This window comes from Escherichia sp. MOD1-EC5433 (assembly GCF_002966005.1).
Lineage (GTDB): Bacteria > Pseudomonadota > Gammaproteobacteria > Enterobacterales > Enterobacteriaceae > Escherichia > Escherichia ruysiae.
On sequence record NZ_PTRL01000002.1, the window covers coordinates 1 to 18,672 of the forward strand.

At 52.5% G+C, this 18,672-nt stretch carries 20 protein-coding genes; 8 read left to right on the plus strand and 12 right to left on the minus strand.

Features of this window, described 5'->3' with window-relative positions; all coding sequences use genetic code 11:
- From nrdR to pgpA, 6 genes are all read left to right on the plus strand, one after another.
- Positions 1–350 (plus strand): transcriptional regulator NrdR (gene nrdR / locus C3D30_RS04510; protein WP_097363765.1); only part of this gene is annotated, 350 nt, incomplete at its 5' end.
- A 3-nt stretch (positions 351–353) separates the two neighbouring features.
- Positions 354–1,457, plus strand: a complete 1,104-nt coding sequence (ribD, locus tag C3D30_RS04515; RefSeq protein WP_105286530.1) for a bifunctional diaminohydroxyphosphoribosylaminopyrimidine deaminase/5-amino-6-(5-phosphoribosylamino)uracil reductase RibD — start codon at positions 354–356, stop codon at positions 1,455–1,457.
- Positions 1,458–1,545: 88 nt separating this feature from the next.
- Positions 1,546–2,016, plus strand: coding sequence for a 6,7-dimethyl-8-ribityllumazine synthase (ribH, locus tag C3D30_RS04520; protein WP_001021161.1), 471 nt, complete (start codon positions 1,546–1,548; stop codon positions 2,014–2,016).
- 19 nt (positions 2,017–2,035) lie between these two features.
- Positions 2,036–2,455, plus strand: a complete 420-nt coding sequence (gene nusB / locus C3D30_RS04525; RefSeq protein ID WP_000801125.1) for a transcription antitermination factor NusB — start codon at positions 2,036–2,038, stop codon at positions 2,453–2,455.
- A 77-nt stretch (positions 2,456–2,532) separates the two neighbouring features.
- Entirely contained in the window at positions 2,533–3,510 is a 978-nt protein-coding gene (gene thiL / locus C3D30_RS04530; RefSeq protein ID WP_105282601.1) for a thiamine-phosphate kinase, read from the plus strand.
- Positions 3,488–4,006, plus strand: coding sequence for a phosphatidylglycerophosphatase A (gene pgpA, locus C3D30_RS04535; RefSeq protein ID WP_000154039.1), 519 nt, complete (start codon positions 3,488–3,490; stop codon positions 4,004–4,006). Before thiL ends, pgpA begins: the two co-directional genes overlap by 23 nt.
- An 85-nt stretch (positions 4,007–4,091) precedes the next feature.
- Here the strand turns inward: pgpA and yajO are convergent, their stop codons facing one another.
- From yajO to xseB, 4 genes are read right to left on the minus strand one after another with little or no spacing between them, the layout of a single operon-like run.
- Positions 4,092–5,066, minus strand: a complete 975-nt coding sequence (gene yajO, locus C3D30_RS04540) for a 1-deoxyxylulose-5-phosphate synthase YajO (RefSeq protein WP_105286531.1) — start codon at positions 5,064–5,066, stop codon at positions 4,092–4,094.
- A gap of 54 nt (positions 5,067–5,120) precedes the next feature.
- Entirely contained in the window at positions 5,121–6,983 is a 1,863-nt protein-coding gene (dxs, locus tag C3D30_RS04545) for a 1-deoxy-D-xylulose-5-phosphate synthase (RefSeq protein WP_021550339.1), read from the minus strand.
- A gap of 24 nt (positions 6,984–7,007) precedes the next feature.
- A complete protein-coding gene (gene ispA / locus C3D30_RS04550; RefSeq protein WP_105286532.1) occupies positions 7,008–7,907 on the minus strand; it encodes a (2E,6E)-farnesyl diphosphate synthase in 900 nt (299 codons plus the stop codon).
- Positions 7,907–8,149, minus strand: coding sequence for an exodeoxyribonuclease VII small subunit (gene xseB / locus C3D30_RS04555; protein WP_001124935.1), 243 nt, complete (start codon positions 8,147–8,149; stop codon positions 7,907–7,909). The genes ispA and xseB overlap by 1 nt, the downstream gene beginning before the upstream one ends.
- 205 nt (positions 8,150–8,354) lie before the next feature.
- Between xseB and thiI the strand changes: the two genes are divergently transcribed.
- The gene (gene thiI / locus C3D30_RS04560; protein WP_000668671.1) at positions 8,355–9,803 is read left to right on the plus strand and encodes a tRNA uracil 4-sulfurtransferase ThiI; all 1,449 of its coding nucleotides are present in this window, start codon (positions 8,355–8,357) and stop codon (positions 9,801–9,803) included.
- Positions 9,804–9,856: 53 nt separating this feature from the next.
- Here the strand turns inward: thiI and yajL are convergent, their stop codons facing one another.
- Positions 9,857–10,447 (minus strand): protein deglycase YajL, encoded by a 591-nt coding sequence (gene yajL / locus C3D30_RS04565; protein ID WP_001276327.1) that lies wholly within the window; start codon positions 10,445–10,447, stop codon positions 9,857–9,859.
- A complete protein-coding gene (gene panE, locus C3D30_RS04570) occupies positions 10,410–11,321 on the minus strand; it encodes a 2-dehydropantoate 2-reductase (protein WP_000705824.1) in 912 nt (303 codons plus the stop codon). The genes yajL and panE overlap by 38 nt, the downstream gene beginning before the upstream one ends.
- Positions 11,322–11,488: 167 nt before the next feature.
- Between panE and yajQ the strand changes: the two genes are divergently transcribed.
- Positions 11,489–11,980 carry a nucleotide binding protein YajQ gene (yajQ, locus tag C3D30_RS04575; protein WP_001138897.1) on the plus strand — a complete coding sequence of 164 codons (492 nt, stop codon included), beginning with the start codon at positions 11,489–11,491 and terminating at the stop codon, positions 11,978–11,980.
- A 138-nt stretch (positions 11,981–12,118) separates the two neighbouring features.
- Here yajQ and C3D30_RS04580 read toward each other — a convergent pair whose 3' ends face one another.
- The 6 genes from C3D30_RS04580 to cyoA form a co-directional block, all read right to left on the minus strand.
- Positions 12,119–13,483 carry an MFS transporter gene (locus tag C3D30_RS04580; RefSeq protein WP_001000995.1) on the minus strand — a complete coding sequence of 455 codons (1,365 nt, stop codon included), beginning with the start codon at positions 13,481–13,483 and terminating at the stop codon, positions 12,119–12,121.
- A 150-nt stretch (positions 13,484–13,633) separates the two neighbouring features.
- Positions 13,634–14,524: a heme o synthase gene (cyoE, locus tag C3D30_RS04585; protein WP_000971333.1), complete on the minus strand. Its 891-nt coding sequence runs from the start codon at positions 14,522–14,524 to the stop codon at positions 13,634–13,636.
- Positions 14,525–14,535: 11 nt separating this feature from the next.
- Positions 14,536–14,865, minus strand: coding sequence for a cytochrome o ubiquinol oxidase subunit IV (locus C3D30_RS04590; protein WP_000019801.1), 330 nt, complete (start codon positions 14,863–14,865; stop codon positions 14,536–14,538).
- Positions 14,865–15,479 carry a cytochrome o ubiquinol oxidase subunit III gene (locus tag C3D30_RS04595; RefSeq protein ID WP_000179822.1) on the minus strand — a complete coding sequence of 205 codons (615 nt, stop codon included), beginning with the start codon at positions 15,477–15,479 and terminating at the stop codon, positions 14,865–14,867. The genes C3D30_RS04590 and C3D30_RS04595 overlap by 1 nt, the downstream gene beginning before the upstream one ends.
- The gene (cyoB, locus tag C3D30_RS04600) at positions 15,469–17,460 is read right to left on the minus strand and encodes a cytochrome o ubiquinol oxidase subunit I (protein WP_000467154.1); all 1,992 of its coding nucleotides are present in this window, start codon (positions 17,458–17,460) and stop codon (positions 15,469–15,471) included. Before cyoB ends, C3D30_RS04595 begins: the two co-directional genes overlap by 11 nt.
- A gap of 21 nt (positions 17,461–17,481) precedes the next feature.
- The gene (cyoA, locus tag C3D30_RS04605; protein ID WP_001239436.1) at positions 17,482–18,429 is read right to left on the minus strand and encodes a cytochrome o ubiquinol oxidase subunit II; all 948 of its coding nucleotides are present in this window, start codon (positions 18,427–18,429) and stop codon (positions 17,482–17,484) included.
- Positions 18,430–18,672 lie beyond the last annotated feature (243 nt).

Genomic DNA, 18,672 nt, shown 5'->3' on the forward strand with positions numbered 1-18,672 from the left:
GTAATGAACGTTTCACCACCTTTGAAGTGGCGGAACTGGTTATGCCGCGCGTTGTAAAAAGCAACGACGTGCGTGAACCGTTTAATGAAGAGAAATTGCGCAGCGGAATGCTGCGGGCGCTGGAAAAACGTCCGGTGAGTTCCGATGACGTCGAAATGGCAATCAATCATATTAAATCGCAGCTGCGCGCCACCGGTGAGCGCGAAGTGCCGAGCAAGATGATTGGCAATCTGGTGATGGAGCAATTGAAAAAGCTCGATAAAGTCGCCTATATCCGTTTTGCCTCTGTCTATCGCAGTTTCGAAGATATCAAAGAATTTGGCGAAGAGATCGCGCGCCTGGAGGATTAAACCGTGCAGGACGAGTATTACATGGCGCGGGCGCTAAAGCTGGCGCAACGAGGACGTTTCACTACTCACCCAAACCCAAATGTTGGGTGTGTCATTGTGAAAGATGGCGAAATTGTCGGAGAAGGTTACCATCACCGTGCGGGTGAACCACATGCCGAAGTACACGCGTTGCGTATGGCGGGTGAAAAAGCCAAAGGTGCGACTGCTTATGTCACTCTCGAACCTTGCAGTCATCATGGTCGAACGCCGCCGTGCTGTGACGCACTCATCGCCGCTGGCGTAGCGCGCGTGGTCGCTGCGATGCAGGATCCGAACCCGCAGGTCGCCGGGCGTGGGCTTTACCGCCTGCAACAGGCTGGCATTGACGTCAGCCACGGGCTGATGATGAGTGAAGCCGAGCAATTGAATAAAGGCTTTCTCAAGCGGATGCGCACCGGCTTTCCTTATATTCAGTTAAAACTTGGCGCATCGCTTGATGGTCGCACGGCGATGGCGAGCGGCGAAAGCCAGTGGATCACTTCGCCCCAGGCGCGGCGTGATGTACAACGACTGCGCGCGCAAAGTCATGCCATTTTAACCAGCAGCGCCACGGTGCTGGCGGATGATCCAGCCTTAACGGTACGTTGGTCTGAACTGGATGAACAAACTCAGGCGCTCTATTCGCAAGAAAATCTGCGCCAGCCGGTGCGCGTCGTCATTGACAGTCAGAATCGCGTGACGCCAGAACACCGCATTGTGCAACAGCCGGGCGAGACCTGGTTTGCCCGAACGCAGGATGACGTCCGCGAGTGGCCGGAAACAGTGCGCACCTTGCTGATCCCGGAACATAACGGGCATCTGGATTTGGTTGTGCTGATGATGCAACTGGGCAAGCAACAAATTAATAGTGTGTGGGTAGAGGCGGGGCCAACGCTCGCTGGCGCACTGCTACAGGCTGGTTTAGTCGATGAGCTGATTGTCTATATCGCACCTAAACTTTTAGGTAGCGACGCCCGTGGATTATGTACGCTGCCAGGGCTTGAGAAATTAGCTGACGCCCCCCAATTTAAATTCAAAGAGATACGTCATGTAGGCCCGGATGTTTGCCTGCATTTAGTGGGTGCATGATCTCCCGGCTCGAAAGGGAAGCAGCGCACGAAATATTATGCTAAAATCCGCCCCCCTGCGGGGCCATACTCGAACCCGAAGGAAAAAAATGAACATTATTGAAGCTAACGTTGCTACCCCGGACGCTCGCGTCGCCATCACCATTGCGCGTTTCAACAACTTTATCAATGACAGCCTGCTGGAAGGTGCGATTGACGCACTGAAACGTATTGGTCAGGTAAAAGATGAAAATATTACCGTTGTTTGGGTGCCAGGTGCTTATGAGCTGCCGCTGGCGGCGGGTGCACTGGCTAAAACCGGTAAATACGACGCGGTGATCGCGCTGGGTACGGTTATTCGTGGTGGCACTGCCCACTTTGAATATGTCGCTGGTGGTGCAAGCAACGGCCTGGCGCATGTTGCCCAGGACAGCGAAATTCCGGTTGCTTTTGGGGTTCTGACCACTGAAAGCATTGAACAAGCGATCGAACGTGCTGGTACCAAAGCTGGCAACAAAGGTGCAGAAGCTGCACTGACCGCGCTTGAAATGATTAATGTATTGAAAGCCATCAAGGCCTGAAATTAGTAAGGGGAAATCCGTGAAACCTGCTGCTCGTCGCCGCGCTCGTGAGTGTGCCGTCCAGGCGCTCTACTCCTGGCAGTTGTCCCAGAACGACATCGCTGATGTTGAATACCAGTTCCTGGCTGAACAGGATGTAAAAGACGTTGACGTCCTGTACTTCCGTGAGCTGCTGGCCGGGGTGGCGACTAACACCGCATACCTCGACGGACTGATGAAGCCATATCTGTCCCGCCTGCTGGAAGAGCTGGGTCAGGTAGAAAAAGCAGTACTGCGCATTGCGCTGTACGAGTTGTCTAAACGTAGCGATGTGCCGTATAAAGTGGCCATTAACGAAGCGATCGAACTGGCAAAATCGTTCGGCGCAGAAGACAGCCATAAGTTCGTCAACGGCGTACTCGATAAAGCAGCACCTGTGATTCGCCCTAACAAAAAGTGATATCCAGGCCGGCAGAGTAACGGAAAGCATTTCCGTACTCTCCGGCCTTTTCTTTTTTACCTGCTGAGGCATAACGTATGGCATGTGGCGAGTTCTCCCTGATTGCCCGTTATTTTGACCGTGTAAGAAGCTCTCGTCTTGATGTCGAACTTGGCATCGGTGACGATTGTGCACTTCTCAATATCCCCGAGAAACAGACCCTGGCGATCAGCACCGATACGCTGGTGGCGGGCAATCACTTCCTCCCTGATATCGATCCTGCGGATTTGGCATATAAAGCACTGGCAGTAAACTTAAGCGATCTGGCGGCGATGGGCGCCGATCCGGCCTGGCTGACGCTGGCATTGACTTTACCGAACGTAGACGAAGCGTGGCTTGAATCTTTCAGCGACAGTCTTTTCGAGCTGCTTAATTATTACGATATGCAACTCATTGGCGGCGATACCACGCGTGGGCCATTATCAATGACGTTGGGTATCCACGGCTTTGTTCCGATGGGACGAGCCTTAACTCGCTCTGGGGCTAAACCGGGTGACTGGATCTATGTGACCGGTACACCGGGCGATAGCGCCGCCGGACTGGCGATTTTGCAAAACCGTTTGCAGGTTGCCGATGCTAAAGATGCTGACTACTTGATCAAACGTCATCTCCGTCCATCGCCGCGTATTTTACAGGGGCAGGCACTGCGCGATCTGGCGAGTTCAGCCATCGATCTCTCTGACGGTCTGATCTCCGACCTCGGGCATATCGTGAAAGCCAGCGACTGCGGCGCACGCATTGACCTGACATTGTTGCCATTCTCTGACGCACTTTCACGTCACGTCGAACCGGAACAGGCGCTGCGTTGGGCGCTGTCTGGCGGTGAAGATTACGAGTTGTGTTTCACTGTACCGGAACTTAACCGAGGCGCGCTGGATGTGGCTTTGGGACATCTTGGCGTACCGTTTACCTGTATCGGGCAAATGACCGCCGATATCGAAGGGCTTTGTTTTGTTCGTGACGGCGAACCTGTCACGTTAGACTGGAAAGGATATGACCATTTTGCCACGCCATAAAGATGTCGCGAAAAGTCGCCTGAAAATGAGTAACCCATGGCACTTATTGGCTACGGGGTTCGGGAGTGGGTTAAGTCCGATTGTCCCTGGTACGATGGGCTCGCTGGCGGCGATTCCATTCTGGTATCTGATGACCTTTTTGCCCTGGCAGCTTTATTCGCTGGTGGTGATGCTGGGGATCTGTATCGGCGTCTATCTTTGCCATCAGACGGCGAAAGATATGGGCGTGCACGATCACGGCAGCATTGTCTGGGACGAATTTATCGGCATGTGGATCACCCTGATGGCGCTGCCGACCAATGACTGGCGGTGGGTTGCCGCCGGGTTTGTGATTTTCCGTATTCTGGATATGTGGAAACCGTGGCCGATCCGTTGGTTTGATCGCAATGTGCATGGCGGCATGGGGATCATGATCGATGATATCGTCGCCGGGGTTATTTCCGCTGGAATACTCTATTTTATCGGCCATCACTGGCCGCTGGGTATTCTGTCGTAGGCCGAATAAGGCGTTCACGCCGCATCCGGCGGTTGCGCACTGATGCCTGATACGACGCTTGTTGCGTCTTATCAGGCCTGGATTTCTATTTAAATCCCACCACCGGATGCGGTTTATACGGTGTTTCCAGTTCGGCAATTTGTTCCGGCTTCAGGGTGATATCCACCGCATTCAGTAACTCATCTAGCTGTTCTTCCCGCGACGTTCCGATAATCGGTGCGGCAATGCCCGGTTTGCTCAATAACCACGCCAGAGCCACTTGTGCCCGCGTAGCACCCAATTCTTCACTCACGCCCGTTAATCGTTCTGCAATCCGCGCGTCATTTTCGTCGCTTTCGTTGTAGAGATTTTTTCCTACTTCATCGGAAACCAGTCGTGCAGTGGTCTCTCCCCACGGACGAGTCAGACGTCCCCGCGCCAGCGGACTCCACGGGATCACCGCGATGCCCTCCTGATAACATAGCGGCAGCATCTCGCGCTCTTCTTCACGATAAATCAGATTGTAGTGATCCTGCATACTGACAAACTGCGCCCAGCCGTGCTGTTTTTGTAGATCCAGCGCCTGAGCAAACTGGGAGGCGTGCATGGATGACGCGCCGATATAACGCGCTTTCCCGGCTTTTACCACGTCATTCAGGGCTTCAAGCGTCTCTTCGATCGGCGTGTTGTAATCCCAGCGATGAATTTGCAGGATATCGACATAATCCATACCGAGACGACGCAGGCTGTCATCAATAGAGCGCAAAATTTGTGTGCGGGATAATCCTTCTGGTAAATCACCAACGCGATGGAATACTTTGGTGGCAACGACCACATCTTCACGGCGGGCGAAGTCCCGCAATGCGCGACCGACGATCTCTTCGCTGCTGCCGTCAGAATAACTGTTGGCGGTATCAAAGAAATTTATGCCGCCTTCCAGCGCCCGTTTGATGATTGGACGGCTGCTCTCTTCCGGCAGAGTCCATGCGTGATTACCGCGATCTGGCTCGCCAAAGGTCATACAGCCGAGGCAAAGTCGGGAAACGCGAAGGTCGGTTTTTCCTAAGGGGTTGTATTGCATGTTGCCACTCCTGCCATGAATAATCTTTTAAGCATAGCAGGAGTGGAGTAGGGATTATGCCAGCCAGGCCTTGATTTTGGCTTCCATACCGGCGGCATCGAGGCCGAGTTCGGCGCGCATTTCTTCCTGAGTTCCTTGCGGAATAAAGAAATCCGGCAGGCCAATGTTCAGCACGGGTACTGGTTTACGATGAGCCATCAGCACTTCGTTCACGCCACTGCCCGCGCCGCCCATAATGGCGTTTTCTTCAACGGTAACCAGCGTTTCATGGCTGGCTGCCATTTCCAGAATTAACGCTTCATCAAGTGGCTTAACAAAACGCATATCAACTAGCGTAGCGTTCAGCGATTCGGCGACTTTCGCCGCTTCTGGCATCAATGTACCAAAATTGAGGATCGCCAGTTTCTCACCACGACGCTTCACAATACCTTTGCCAATCGGCAGTTTTTCCAGCGGCGTCAGCTCCACGCCGACGGCATTGCCGCGCGGGTAGCGCACCGCTGACGGCCCCTCGTTATAGTGATAACCGGTATAGAGCATCTGGCGACATTCGTTTTCATCGCTCGGGGTCATAATGACCATTTCCGGAATACAGCGCAGATAAGAGAGATCAAAAGCGCCCTGGTGGGTCTGACCATCAGCACCAACAATGCCCGCACGGTCGATGGCGAACAGGACCGGAAGCTTTTGAATTGCCACGTCATGCAGTACCTGATCGTAGGCACGTTGCAGGAAAGTGGAGTAGATCGCCACGATTGGTTTGTACCCACCAATCGCCAGACCCGCAGCAAAGGTCACTGCGTGTTGCTCGGCAATTGCCACGTCGAAGTAGCGATCCGGGAATTTACGTGAAAACTCGACCATGCCAGAACCTTCGCGCATCGCCGGTGTAATCGCCATCAGCTTGTTGTCTTTCGCTGCCGTTTCGCACAACCAGTCGCCAAAGATTTTTGAATAGCTTGGCAAACCGCCACTGCTTTTGGGCAGGCAACCGCTGGAGGGATCAAATTTAGGTACGGCGTGGAAGGTGATTGGGTCTTTTTCTGCCGGTTCATAACCACGACCTTTTTTGGTCATGATATGCAGGAACTGCGGGCCTTTCAGGTCGCGCATGTTCTTTAGCGTAGTGATAAGCCCCAGCACATCGTGACCGTCAACCGGGCCGATGTAGTTAAAGCCCAGCTCTTCAAACAACGTGCCAGGCACCACCATGCCTTTAATATGTTCTTCGGTACGTTTGAGCAGCTCTTTAATTGGCGGCACGCCAGAGAAAACTTTTTTCCCGCCTTCGCGCAGAGAAGAGTAAAGCTTACCGGAAAGCAGCTGCGCCAGATGGTTGTTGAGCGCGCCGACATTTTCGGAAATCGACATTTCATTGTCGTTGAGGACTACCAGCATATCAGGACGGATATCACCCGCATGGTTCATCGCTTCAAACGCCATGCCAGCGGTAATCGCGCCGTCGCCAATTACACAGACGGTGCGGCGATTTTTGCCTTCTTTCTCGGCAGCAACCGCAATACCAATTCCGGCACTGATGGAGGTTGATGAATGCCCGACGCTTAATACGTCATATTCGCTTTCACCGCGCCACGGGAACGGGTGCAGACCACCTTTCTGACGGATGGTGCCGATTTTGTCGCGGCGTCCGGTCAAAATTTTATGCGGATAAGCCTGATGTCCCACATCCCAAATCAATTGGTCAAACGGGGTGTTATAGACGTAGTGCAGCGCCACGGTCAGTTCGACCGTGCCCAGCCCGGAGGCGAAGTGCCCGCTGGAACGGCTCACGCTGTCGAGTAAATAGCGGCGCAGTTCGTCGCAGAGTTTCGGTAAACTCTCTTTTGGCAACAGTCGTAACTCCTGGGTGGAGTCGACCAGTGCCAGGGTCGGGTATTTGGCAATATCAAAACTCATCAGGGGCCTATTAATACTTATTGTTTATTTATTACGCTGGATGATGTAGTCCGCTAGCGCTTCCAGTGCCGAGGTATCGAGTGACTGTTCAGCCAGTTGTTTCAGCGACTGGCGGGCATCGTCGATCAGATCCCGGGCTTTCTTCCGGGCTTGCTCAAGACCCAGAAGTGCAGGGTAGGTGCTTTTACCAAGTTGCTGGTCGGCACCCTGGCGTTTTCCCAACGTTGCAGTATCTCCCACCACATCCAGGATGTCATCCTGAACCTGGAAGGCAAGGCCGATGCTCTCTGCATACTTGTCGAGTACTGGCAGTGCATTTCGTCCTTTATCTCCGGCGCTTAATGCACCAAGGCGAACGGCGGCGCGAATCAATGCGCCGGTTTTATGGCGATGAATACGCTCGAGTGCGTCCAGAGGTACGTGTTTGCCCTCCGCGTCTAAATCTAATGCCTGACCGCCGCACATACCGGCAATACCGCTAGCGTTCGCCAGTTCAGAAATCATCGCAATTCTGTCGCGATCTGACACTTCCGGCATATCGGCATCGCTTAAAATCGAGAACGCCAGCGTTTGTAAAGCATCGCCAGCGAGAATCGCGTTCGCTTCACCAAATTTCATATGGCAGGTCGGCAATCCGCGACGCAGATCGTCATCATCCATTGCCGGTAAATCATCATGAATTAATGAGTAAGCGTGGATACACTCTACGGCGGCAGCGGGTGCGTCTAACGTGTTTATGCTAACGCCGAGCATTTGACCAGTAGCATAAACCAGGAACGGTCGCAGGCGCTTACCACCTAATAATGCGCCATACTGCATGGTTTCTACCACGGGAGTGTTCTGAAAGGGCAGTGGGGCGATAAAACGGCTCAGCGCCTGGTTGGCCTGCTTAACACAGGCTTCGAGTTGCTGCGGAAAGTCCATTACTCATTGTCCGGTGTAAAAGGTGTAAGAGAGGCGTCTTCGTTGTCAGACAGCAGGATTTGTACGCGCTGTTCGGCTTGTTGTAATTTGGCCTGCCCTTGACGTGCCAGCTGCACGCCACGTTCGAACTCGTTCAGTGCCTCTTCCAGCGGCAGGTCGCCACTTTCCAGACGGGTCACAATCTGTTCCAGCTCGCTTAGCGCCTTTTCAAAGCTGGCGGGCGCCTCATTTTTCTTCGGCATAATGAATGTCTGACTCTCAATATTTTACGCCCCGCCATGGTAACGGACTCAGGGCAAATAGCAAATAACGCGCAATGGTAAGGTGATGTGCGCAGCAAAGCGATGTTAGTGGTATACTTCCGCGCCTGGATGCAGCCGCAGGTGTGGGCTGCTGTATTTTTCCCTATACAAGTCGCTTAAGACTTGCCAACGAACCATTGCCGCCATGAAGTTTATCATTAAATTGTTCCCGGAAATCACCATCAAGAGCCAATCTGTGCGCTTGCGCTTTATAAAAATCCTTACCGGGAATATTCGTAACGTTTTAAAGCACTATGATGAGACGCTCGCTGTCGTCCGTCACTGGGATAACATCGAAGTTCGCGCAAAAGATGAAAACCAGCGTCTGGCCATTCGCGACGCCCTGACCCGTATTCCGGGTATCCACCATATTCTCGAAGTCGAAGACGTGCCGTTTACTGACATGCACGATATTTTTGAGAAAGCGTTGGTTCAGTATCGCGATCAGCTGGAAGGAAAAACCTTCTGCGTACGCGTGAAGCGCCGTGGCAAACATGATTTTAGCTCGATTGATGTGGAACGTTACGTCGGCGGCGGTTTAAATCAGCATATTGAATCCGCGCGCGTGAAGTTGACTAACCCGGATGTGACAGTCCATCTGGAAGTTGAAGACGATCGTCTGCTGCTGATCAAAGGGCGCTACGAAGGTATTGGTGGTTTCCCGATCGGCACCCAGGAAGATGTGCTGTCGCTGATCTCCGGCGGTTTTGACTCCGGCGTTTCCAGCTATATGTTGATGCGTCGCGGCTGCCGCGTGCATTACTGCTTCTTTAACCTCGGCGGCGCGGCGCATGAAATCGGCGTTCGTCAGGTGGCACATTATCTGTGGAACCGCTTCGGTAGCTCTCACCGCGTGCGTTTTGTCGCCATTAACTTCGAGCCGGTAGTCGGGGAAATTCTTGAGAAAATCGACGACGGTCAGATGGGGGTTATCCTCAAACGTATGATGGTGCGTGCCGCGTCTAAAGTGGCTGAACGTTACGGCGTACAGGCGCTGGTCACCGGCGAAGCACTGGGCCAGGTGTCCAGCCAGACGCTGACCAACCTGCGCCTGATTGATAACGTCTCTGATACGCTGATCCTGCGTCCGCTGATCTCTTACGACAAAGAGCACATCATCAACCTGGCTCGCCAGATTGGCACCGAAGACTTTGCTCGCACGATGCCGGAATATTGCGGTGTGATCTCCAAGAGCCCGACGGTGAAAGCGGTTAAATCGAAGATTGAAGCGGAAGAAGAGAAGTTCGACTTCAGCATTCTCGAGAAAGTGGTTGAGGAAGCGAATAACGTTGATATCCGCGAAATCGCCCAGCAGACCGAGCAGGAAGTGGTTGAAGTGGAAACCGTCAATGGCTTCGGTCCGAACGACGTGATCCTCGATATCCGTTCTATTGATGAACAGGAAGATAAGCCACTGAAAGTCGAAGGGATTGATGTGGTTTCTCTGCCGTTCTATAAACTGAGCACCAAATTTGGCGATCTCGACCAGAACAAAACCTGGCTGTTGTGGTGTGAGCGCGGAGTGATGAGCCGCCTGCAGGCGCTCTATCTGCGCGAACAGGGCTTTAACAATGTGAAGGTGTATCGCCCGTAATTTGTAGTTTTAACGTCGCATCTGGTCAGATGCGACGCTTACCGCATCCGACACTACTCGTAATAATTATAAATCCCTGCCGCCATCACCAGTTGTGATGCCACCTCATGGGCTTTCTCGCGCCCAACCAGCAGGTCGATAATTTTCAGACCAAAATCAATAGCCGTGCCCGGCCCCTGGCTGGTCAGCAATTTTACCCGTGCATCCCAGACGACGCGCTTGTCCTGCCATTGTTCTGCGGGAATCTTGTCTTTCAGCGTCGGGAAGCCGGTCATATTGCCAATCGGGAAGATATCGTGCGGCACCAGCACGGTAGCTGGCGTGGCGCAAATAGCGGCAACGATACGCCCGGAACGGTGGAACTGTGTAACAGTTTCGACCAGCAGGGTGCTATCGCGAAAACACTCCGCGCCTTTAATGCCGCCAGGCAGCACGATCACGTCATAATCACCATCCGCCACTTCGACCAGGGGCGCATCTGCCAGCAGCTTTACGCCGCGCGAGCAGGTAATCGCCAGGTTGCCATCGCTGGCGACGCTGGCAGTGGTGACATTAATGCCACCGCGAACCAGCAGATCGATAGTGGTGACCGCTTCGGTTTCTTCACTACCAGGGGCGAGGCAAACCAGTGCTGATGCGCTCATATTCACTCTCCTTTCTTTTTACCATTTCAAACAGGCGGGTGTTTTCCGGTACAGCAATCCCATGCGCGCGGGCGCGGCGTAAGAGAAAACCATTGATATAGTCGATTTCTGTATGGCGCATTGCGCGGATGTCCTGCAACATTGACGAAATGTTTTCTGCTGTGGCATCAATCACCTGCATCACGTAATCACGTAAATCTTCCGCTGAAGTATGATGCCCTTCGCGTTCGATTACCGCCGCGACTTCTTCGCATATCTGCATAATATCTTGCGGGTGATGACGTAATTCACCGTTCGGGCAATTCCAGATGGCAGTGAGCGGATTAATCACACAGTTTACCGCCAGCTTTCGCCACAGCTCGGCGCGAATATTGTTATGCCAGGCAACGTCAGGCAACACGGTTTGCAAAATATCCGCCAGATAACTGTAATCACCGTCCTGTTGCCGTGCCGGGCCGATATGTGTGATACCGTTTGCCACGTGAATGATGACGTTGCCGTCGCGGCGCGCTGCATGGGTGGTCGTGCCCATCAGTAACGGTTGCCCGATGTTCTGTAACTCTTCAATGGTGCCCATGCCGTTGTGGATCAGCAAAATTGGCGTGGTTACAGGTAGCGTCGACGCCAGGCTTTTGACGGCATCAGACACCTGCCAGGCTTTCAGCGTCACCAGTAGTAGATCGCTGGTGGCCAGAAAATCAGGATCATTGGCGGTCAGCGATTCGTTAAATATCGAACCGTCTGTCTCCACCAGATTCACGCTACAATAAGGTTGCGGTACACGCAGCCAGCCCTGAACCTCGTGACCCTGTTTGCAAAATGCTGTAAGCCATAATTGCCCTAAGGCACCGCATCCCAATACGGTAATTTTCATTGTTCCTCCTCACCCGCAACCACACCGGGTGTTCAATAAGGCTATCCCTTAATTGTGCATGGTGTTGTGACCATGCACAATTAAGGGATACGTCCTGGCGCAGGACTGTCTGTTATTTAACTTTGCAGGTATTATGCTTCGCATCAAAAATGAAGGGAGAGAAAAAGATGCCATCTTTCGATATTGTCTCTGAAGTTGATCTTCAGGAAGCGCGTAACGCGGTCGATAACGCGAGTCGCGAAGTAGAGTCTCGTTTTGACTTCCGTAACGTTGAAGCGTCGTTTGAGCTGAACGACGCCAACAAAACTATCAAAGTGCTGAGCGAGTCCGATTTCCAGGTCAATCAGTTGCTGGATATTCTGCGTGCCAAACTGCTCAAACGCGGCATTGAAGGCAGTTCGCTGGATGTGCCGGAAAATATCGTTCATAGCGGTAAAACCTGGTTTGTGGAAGCGAAACTGAAGCAGGGCATTGAGAGCGCGACTCAGAAGAAAATCGTCAAGATGATCAAAGACAGCAAACTGAAAGTGCAGGCGCAAATTCAGGGCGATGAGATCCGCGTAACTGGCAAATCCCGTGACGATTTGCAGGCTGTGATGGCGATGGTTCGCGGTGGCGATCTCGGTCAGCCGTTCCAGTTCAAAAACTTCCGCGATTAATCTCGACAACGTGCGCTCTGTTCATGCCGGATGCGGCGTGAACGCCTTATCTGGCCTGCAATAGTTTGTGATTTCAAAAGATTACAGCAACTTTGTAGGCCTGGTAAGCGTAGCGCATCAGGCAATTTAGCCTCGTTTTTATGCCTGGCGAATTGCCTGTTCAACCTCAAAGCGATTCGTCACTTTGCTGTCGATTTTCACGTAAGCCGAATGTTCTTCTTCTGCAATCAACACTTCTTTGACGCCTTCAGTTTCCAGCAAACGCACTTTTAACGCCTCGTTTGCGGCAATGTCCGCCGGGATTTCAATGCGTAAGCTGCTGACATATGGCGGTTCTTTCATGGTACTGGCGACTGCCAGCCACACCGCAGCCAGCATTGCACCAGCGAGAAATACGCCCTGACCGTCAAACATGCCGTCAATCCAGCCGCCCAGCGAACCGCCAATCGCCACGCCAAGAAACTGGCTGGTGGAGTAAACGCCCATCGCCGTGCCTTTGTAACCTGCTGGCGACTCTTTACTGATAAGTGAAGGCAGAAGGGCTTCCATCAAATTAAACGCCACAAAGAAAAGCTGCACGCCGACCACCAGTTGCCAGAACTGCGTTTGTGCGTTCCACAACACAATTTCCGCAACCACGATCAACCCGACGCAGAAGACAAAAACTTGCTTCATCTTGCGCTTAACTTCGGCGTAGATAATGAAAGGCACAACCGAGCCAAAGGCGATTAACATCGTCGCCAGATAGACCTTCCAGTGTTCAGCCGCCGGAAAACCCGCGTTAGCCAGTTGCCCAGGTAGAGCAACAAACGTCGACATCAGCAACATGTGCAGACACATAATGCCGAAGTTGAGTTTCAGCAGGCGTGGTTCCGCCAGCACTTTACTGAAACTGCCTTTCACCATCCCGGACTCACGATTAAGTACGTGCGTGCGGCTGTTAGGCACAACCCAAATGGTCAACGCAATGCCGGTCGTTGCCAGAATAGCGATCATCCAGAAGAGCGCGTGTAGCCCAAGTTTGTGAGTGATGATCGGGCCAAGCACCATTGCAATGGCGAAGGTAATGCCAAAACTGACACCGATAAAGGCCATCGCTTTGGTACGGTTTTGTTCACGAGTGAGATCGGAAAGCAGCGCCATAACGGCGGCGGCAATCGCACCGGAGCCTTGTAACGCCCGACCCAGAATGATCCCCCAGATGGAGTCGGAAAGCGCGGCAATCACGCTACCCGCGACAAACACAGCTAACCCGCCAACGATAAGCGGTTTACGGCCTATGCGGTCGGAAAGCAGGCCAAATGGAATCTGAAAAACGGCCTGAGTCAGACCATAAATGCCAATTGCAATACCGATCAACGCTTCACTGGCGCCTTGCAGAGCCATGCCGTACGTGGTCAGAACCGGCAGAACCATAAACATGCCCAGCATACGCAATGAAAATACGGTTCCTAAACCCCAGGTCGCGCGCCGCTCGCCTGGCGTCATTTTATAATCGTTCATTACCACCTCTGTTTTAAATTCGCGACTAGTGTAAAGCGGCAAACGAATGGGGTAAACATGCGGATTTTTTAGTAAATATTTCGTGAGGGATATGTTTCTAATGCTAAGAAAAAAGGTGCCGTAGCACCTTTTTTAACAGGGAAGTTGCAGTTACCAAACTGCAGCCAGCAGCGTATGCGAGTCCGGCACCATAAAATCAACGGACATCATTACCGAAAGGGCAGTGATGGCGATGATAGAGAAGCCGAATAGCTTGCGCGCCCAGATTCGGTCATCAGCAACTTTATAACCGCGCAGAGCCATACCTAACCACCAGACGCTGACTGCCGCAGCGACCACCAGATATTTGTATCCAGCGTAACCGCCAAGAGAGAGCATCAGCGTGGCAACAGCAAAGGCGATGATGTACAGCGTGATGTGGTTCTTCGCTACCGAAATGCCTTTCACCACCGGCAGTACCGGAATGTTCGCCGCCTGATAATCCTTAAAGCGGAAAATGGCGATGGCATAAGAGTGGGGCATTTGCCACAGGCTGAAGATAGCCAGCAGGATTGCTGCACCGCTATCGAAGTCGCCTGTCACTGCACAGTAGCCAATCACCGGCGGCGCTGCGCCGGAGAGAGAACCAATCAACGTGCCGTAGACAGAGTGGCGTTTCATGTACAGGCTATAAACGCCGACATAAACCACAAAGCCCATCACCCCCAGCCAGCAGGCCAGCGGATTCGCGCCAAACCACAGCAGCATAAAGCCAGCAATACCCAGCAAGGTGGCGTACACCAGCGAGACAGCAGGAGAGATCAGGCCTTTAACCAGCACCCGATTCTTCGTCCTTTCCATCTTTCTGTCGATATCCCTGTCGATGTAGTTGTTAAACACACAACCCGACGCCACAACCAGTGACACCCCAACCAGCGTGTAGATAAACAGGGGATAATCAATGCTGCCCTTTGAGGCCAGCAGGAATCCCCCTATCACCGAGATCAGGTTGCCAAAGATGATGCCTGGTTTCGTTACTTGCAGGTATTGCTTAAACATCATAACCGCCGCTCTTAGTGCATCATCATGTTGTAGTTAAGGTTCCACATGATCCAGATGGAGCCTACAACCAGGATAGCGATGATTAGCACGGTGAAGACAAACGCCGTCATGTTCCAGCCTTCATCTGATTTGGTATTCATGTGCAGGAAGCACACCAGATGCACCAGAACCTGTACCACTGCCATTGCCAGGATTGTTCCCAGAATTACGGCCGGAGAGGCAGAACCTGACATCACCATCCAGAACGGAATCACCGTCAGAATGATCGACAGGATAAACCCTGTCATATAGGTTTTTACGCTGCCATGGGATGCGCCGCCGCTCACGTTAGAATGACTCATTACATCGCCCCCATCAGATAAACAACAGTGAACACACAGATCCACACCACATCCAGGAAGTGCCAGAACAGGCTCAGACACATGATGCGGGTACGGTTAGTGCTGGTCAGGCCGCGACGGGCGATTTGCACCATCAGCACCGCCATCCAAATAAGACCGGAAGTGACGTGCAGACCGTGTGTCCCGACCAGCGCAAAGAACGCTGACAGGAAGCCGCTGCGATCCGGGCCCATGTCGTTAACAATCAGGTGATGGAATTCATAGAGTTCCATCCCGATAAATCCGGCACCAAACAACCAGGTCAACGCCAGCCAGGAGATAACCTGGCTTTTGTTGTTTTTGTACATGGCGATAGCCGCCATGCCGTAGGTGATGGAGCTGAACAACAGCAAGAAGGTTTCAACCAGAACGAACGGCAGTTCGAAAATGTCCTTACCTGTCGGGCCGCCTGCGGTGCCGTTCACCAGAACGGCATAGGTAGCAAACAAGATGGAGAACAGAATGCAGTCGCTCATCAGGTAGATCCAGAATCCGAAGATTTTGGTTCCGCCTGCATCGTGGTGCCCGTGTTCGTGCGCGTGGGCAGTCGCGTGCGTCAAAGTATCAGTTGCCATTTTTCAGCCCTGCCTTAGTAATCTCATCGAAATGCTGGTTTTCCAGTTTTTCGATTTCTGCCACCGGCACGTAGTAATCCACGTCCTCGTCGAAGCTTTTCACGATCCAGGTGATGATCATGCCTGCGAAGCCAACAATCGCCAGCCACCAGATATGCCAGATCATGGCGAAACCGAAGATGGTGGAGAAAGCCGCAATGACGATACCGGCACCGCTGTTTTTCGGCATATGAATTTCTTCATAGTGGTCAGGCTTTTTGTACGCTTCGCCTTTCTCTTTCATTTCCCAGAATGCATCACGCTCGTGAACGTGCGGCACAACGGCAAAGTTATAGAACGGAGGCGGGGAAGAGGTTGCCCACTCCAGCGTACGGCCACCCCACGGGTCGCCAGTCAGGTCACGGTTCTGGTCGCGGTCGCGAATAGAAACGTACATCTGAATCACGAGGCAGAGAATACCCAGCGCAATCAGTACCGCACCGCTGGCTGCAATCATCAGCATAGTGTGGAACTGCGGGTCAATCTGCTGGCTCAAACGACGGGTCATACCCATAAAGCCCAGCGCATACAGCGGCATAAAGGCAACGAAGAAGCCGATGATCCAGAACCAGAACGCGCGTTTACCCCAGGTTTCGTTCAGTTTGAAACCGAACGCTTTAGGCCACCAGTAGGTCATCCCTGCGAAGCAGCCGAAGACCACGCCGCCGATGATAACGTTATGGAAGTGCGCAATCAGGAACAGGCTGTTATGCAGAACGAAGTCCGCGCCCGGTACTGCCAGCAGCACGCCAGTCATACCGCCCACCGAGAAGGTGACGATAAAACCGATGGTCCACAGCATCGCGGAATGGAACACGATGCGACCCTGGTACATGGTGAACAGCCAGTTGAAGATCTTCACCCCGGTCGGGATGGCGATAATCATTGTGGTGATACCAAAGAAGGCGTTTACGTTCGCGCCCGCACCCATCGTAAAGAAGTGGTGCAGCCAGACGATGAACGACAGCACGGTGATACAGACGGTTGCCCATACCAGCGAGGTATAACCAAACAGACGTTTACGCGAGAAGGTTGCCGCAATTTCGGAGAACACACCGAAAACAGGGAGGATCAGGATGTAAACTTCCGGGTGTCCCCATGCCCAAATCAGGTTGATGTACATCATCATGTTGCCACCCATATCGTTGGTAAAGAAATGGGTGCCCAGATAGCGATCCAGGGTCAACAACGCGACGGTAACCGTCAGAATTGGGAAGGAAGCAATAATCAGAATGTTCGCGCACAGTGATGCCCAGGTAAATACTGGCATCTTGAACATGGTCATGCCCGGTGCGCGCATCTTCAGAATGGTAACGAAGAAGTTGATACCGGTTAGCGTCGTACCAATACCGGATAGCTGGAGACTCCATATCCAGTAATCGACACCGACCCCCGGACTGTACTCTATTCCCGATAGCGGTGGATAGGCCAACCAGCCGGTCTGCGCAAATTCGCCCACGCCGAGAGAAACGTTAACCAGAATCACACCAACAACGGTAAACCAGAAGCTTAAGTTGTTGAGGAACGGGAACGCAACGTCACGCGCGCCGATCTGCAGCGGAACCACCAGGTTCATCAGACCGATAACGAAAGGCATCGCCACGAAGAAGATCATAATCACGCCGTGCGCGGTGAAGATCTGATCGTAGTGGTGAGGCGGCAGGAAGCCAGCTTCGCCCGCCGAGGCAAGGGCCTGCTGGCTACGCATCATAATGGCGTCAGCAAAACCACGCAGCAGCATCACAATTGCCACGATGATATACATGATACCAAGGCGTTTATGGTCGACGGAGGTCAGCCACTCTTTCCACAGGTAGGTCCACTTACCGAAGTAAGTGATCAGGCCAACGAGCGCCAGACCTCCCAAAATAATGGCAGCGATCGTAACCATGACGATAGGTTCATGGAACGGGACTGCATCAAGTGATAATTTTCCGAACATCTTTATTCTTCCTCAACCCCTTTAATGGGCGGATTCCGCGTGGCTCATGTCCATGCCTTCCATACCTTCGTGTGCGCTGTGCTCACCTTCTGGCTGGGTCATGTCCATGCTCTTACCGTGAGCCATAAACTTGTTAATCACATCGGCAAACAAATCTGGTTTCACGTTGGAGAAATATTCCACCTGGTTGTATTCGCTAGGCGCGGCCAGTTTTTCGAACGCAGCCATGTCAGACATGGTGTTCGGCGACTGTTTGGCTTTAGCGACCCATTGGTCGAATGCGGCACGATCCGGCGTTGCGATAGCTTTGAACTTCATGCCTGAGAAGCCCGGGCCGCTGTAGCTGGCGGAGATACCGTCATAAGTACCGGGTTCGTTGGCGATCAGATGCAGGCGAGTCTGCATACCGGCCATGGCATAAATCTGGCTACCCAGACGCGGAATAAAGAAGGAGTTCATCACGGAGTTGGAGGTCACTTTGAAGTACACCGGAGTGTTCGCCGGGAAAGCGATTTCATTCACGGTTGCAATGCCCTGTTCCGGGTAGATGAAGAACCATTTCCAGTCCATGGAAACCACTTCGATGGTAATGGGCTTCTCGTCGTGTGCCAGCGGCTTGCTAGGCTCAAGAGCGTGAGTGGTTTTCCAGGTCAGTACCGCAAGGAAGATGATAATTAAGATAGGCACCGTCCAGACCACAGCTTCCACTTTATTGGAGTGTGACCAGTTCGGGCTGTACTTAGCATCTTTATTGCTCGCACGGTACTTCCAGGCGAAACCAACAGCCATCAAGATTGCGGGAATAACGACAATCAACATCAGGCCAAATGCCGTCAGTATCAGTGAACGTTGCTCCAGACCAATCTGTCCTTTGGGATCTAACAGCGCAGAATTACAACCACTGAGCAATACAGTGCCTGCAAATAATGACAACCATCCCAAACTTTTATTGTATTTCCTGAGTCTCATTTAACGACCTCAATTCCACGGGATCTGGTGGCGTTTAAAGTGTGTGGGCATTTTACGGGAAGGTTACATTACTGTAAACATGATTAAATTCCTGTTACTTGGATTTGGCTGTCAGGTCACATATGTTGCAAAACATATCAGGTTGATTTTAAGAAGCTGTTGCAAAAGGGCGTTATAACAAAAGGGGAGTGCAGAAGGAGTCTGGGCGGGCAATTGGTATAACCAATGCGAAATAAAACAATT

Bases quoted from the DNA above. Each gene is read 5' to 3' on its own strand.
- cyoA (WP_001239436.1), bottom strand. From the start codon at position 18,429: ATGAGACTCAGGAAATACAATAAAAGTTTGGGATGGTTGTCATTATTT.
- thiL (WP_105282601.1), top strand. From the start codon at position 2,533: ATGGCATGTGGCGAGTTCTCCCTGATTGCCCGTTATTTTGACCGTGTA.
- pgpA (WP_000154039.1), top strand. From the start codon at position 3,488: ATGACCATTTTGCCACGCCATAAAGATGTCGCGAAAAGTCGCCTGAAA.
- yajL (WP_001276327.1), bottom strand. From the start codon at position 10,447: ATGAGCGCATCAGCACTGGTTTGCCTCGCCCCTGGTAGTGAAGAAACC.
- thiI (WP_000668671.1), top strand. From the start codon at position 8,355: ATGAAGTTTATCATTAAATTGTTCCCGGAAATCACCATCAAGAGCCAA.
- yajQ (WP_001138897.1), top strand. From the start codon at position 11,489: ATGCCATCTTTCGATATTGTCTCTGAAGTTGATCTTCAGGAAGCGCGT.
- C3D30_RS04590 (WP_000019801.1), bottom strand. From the start codon at position 14,865: ATGAGTCATTCTAACGTGAGCGGCGGCGCATCCCATGGCAGCGTAAAA.
- ispA (WP_105286532.1), bottom strand. From the start codon at position 7,907: ATGGACTTTCCGCAGCAACTCGAAGCCTGTGTTAAGCAGGCCAACCAG.
- cyoB (WP_000467154.1), bottom strand. From the start codon at position 17,460: ATGTTCGGAAAATTATCACTTGATGCAGTCCCGTTCCATGAACCTATC.
- dxs (WP_021550339.1), bottom strand. From the start codon at position 6,983: ATGAGTTTTGATATTGCCAAATACCCGACCCTGGCACTGGTCGACTCC.
- ribH (WP_001021161.1), top strand. From the start codon at position 1,546: ATGAACATTATTGAAGCTAACGTTGCTACCCCGGACGCTCGCGTCGCC.
- xseB (WP_001124935.1), bottom strand. From the start codon at position 8,149: ATGCCGAAGAAAAATGAGGCGCCCGCCAGCTTTGAAAAGGCGCTAAGC.
- yajO (WP_105286531.1), bottom strand. From the start codon at position 5,066: ATGCAATACAACCCCTTAGGAAAAACCGACCTTCGCGTTTCCCGACTT.
- panE (WP_000705824.1), bottom strand. From the start codon at position 11,321: ATGAAAATTACCGTATTGGGATGCGGTGCCTTAGGGCAATTATGGCTT.
- cyoE (WP_000971333.1), bottom strand. From the start codon at position 14,524: ATGATGTTTAAGCAATACCTGCAAGTAACGAAACCAGGCATCATCTTT.
- C3D30_RS04580 (WP_001000995.1), bottom strand. From the start codon at position 13,483: ATGAACGATTATAAAATGACGCCAGGCGAGCGGCGCGCGACCTGGGGT.
- C3D30_RS04595 (WP_000179822.1), bottom strand. From the start codon at position 15,479: ATGGCAACTGATACTTTGACGCACGCGACTGCCCACGCGCACGAACAC.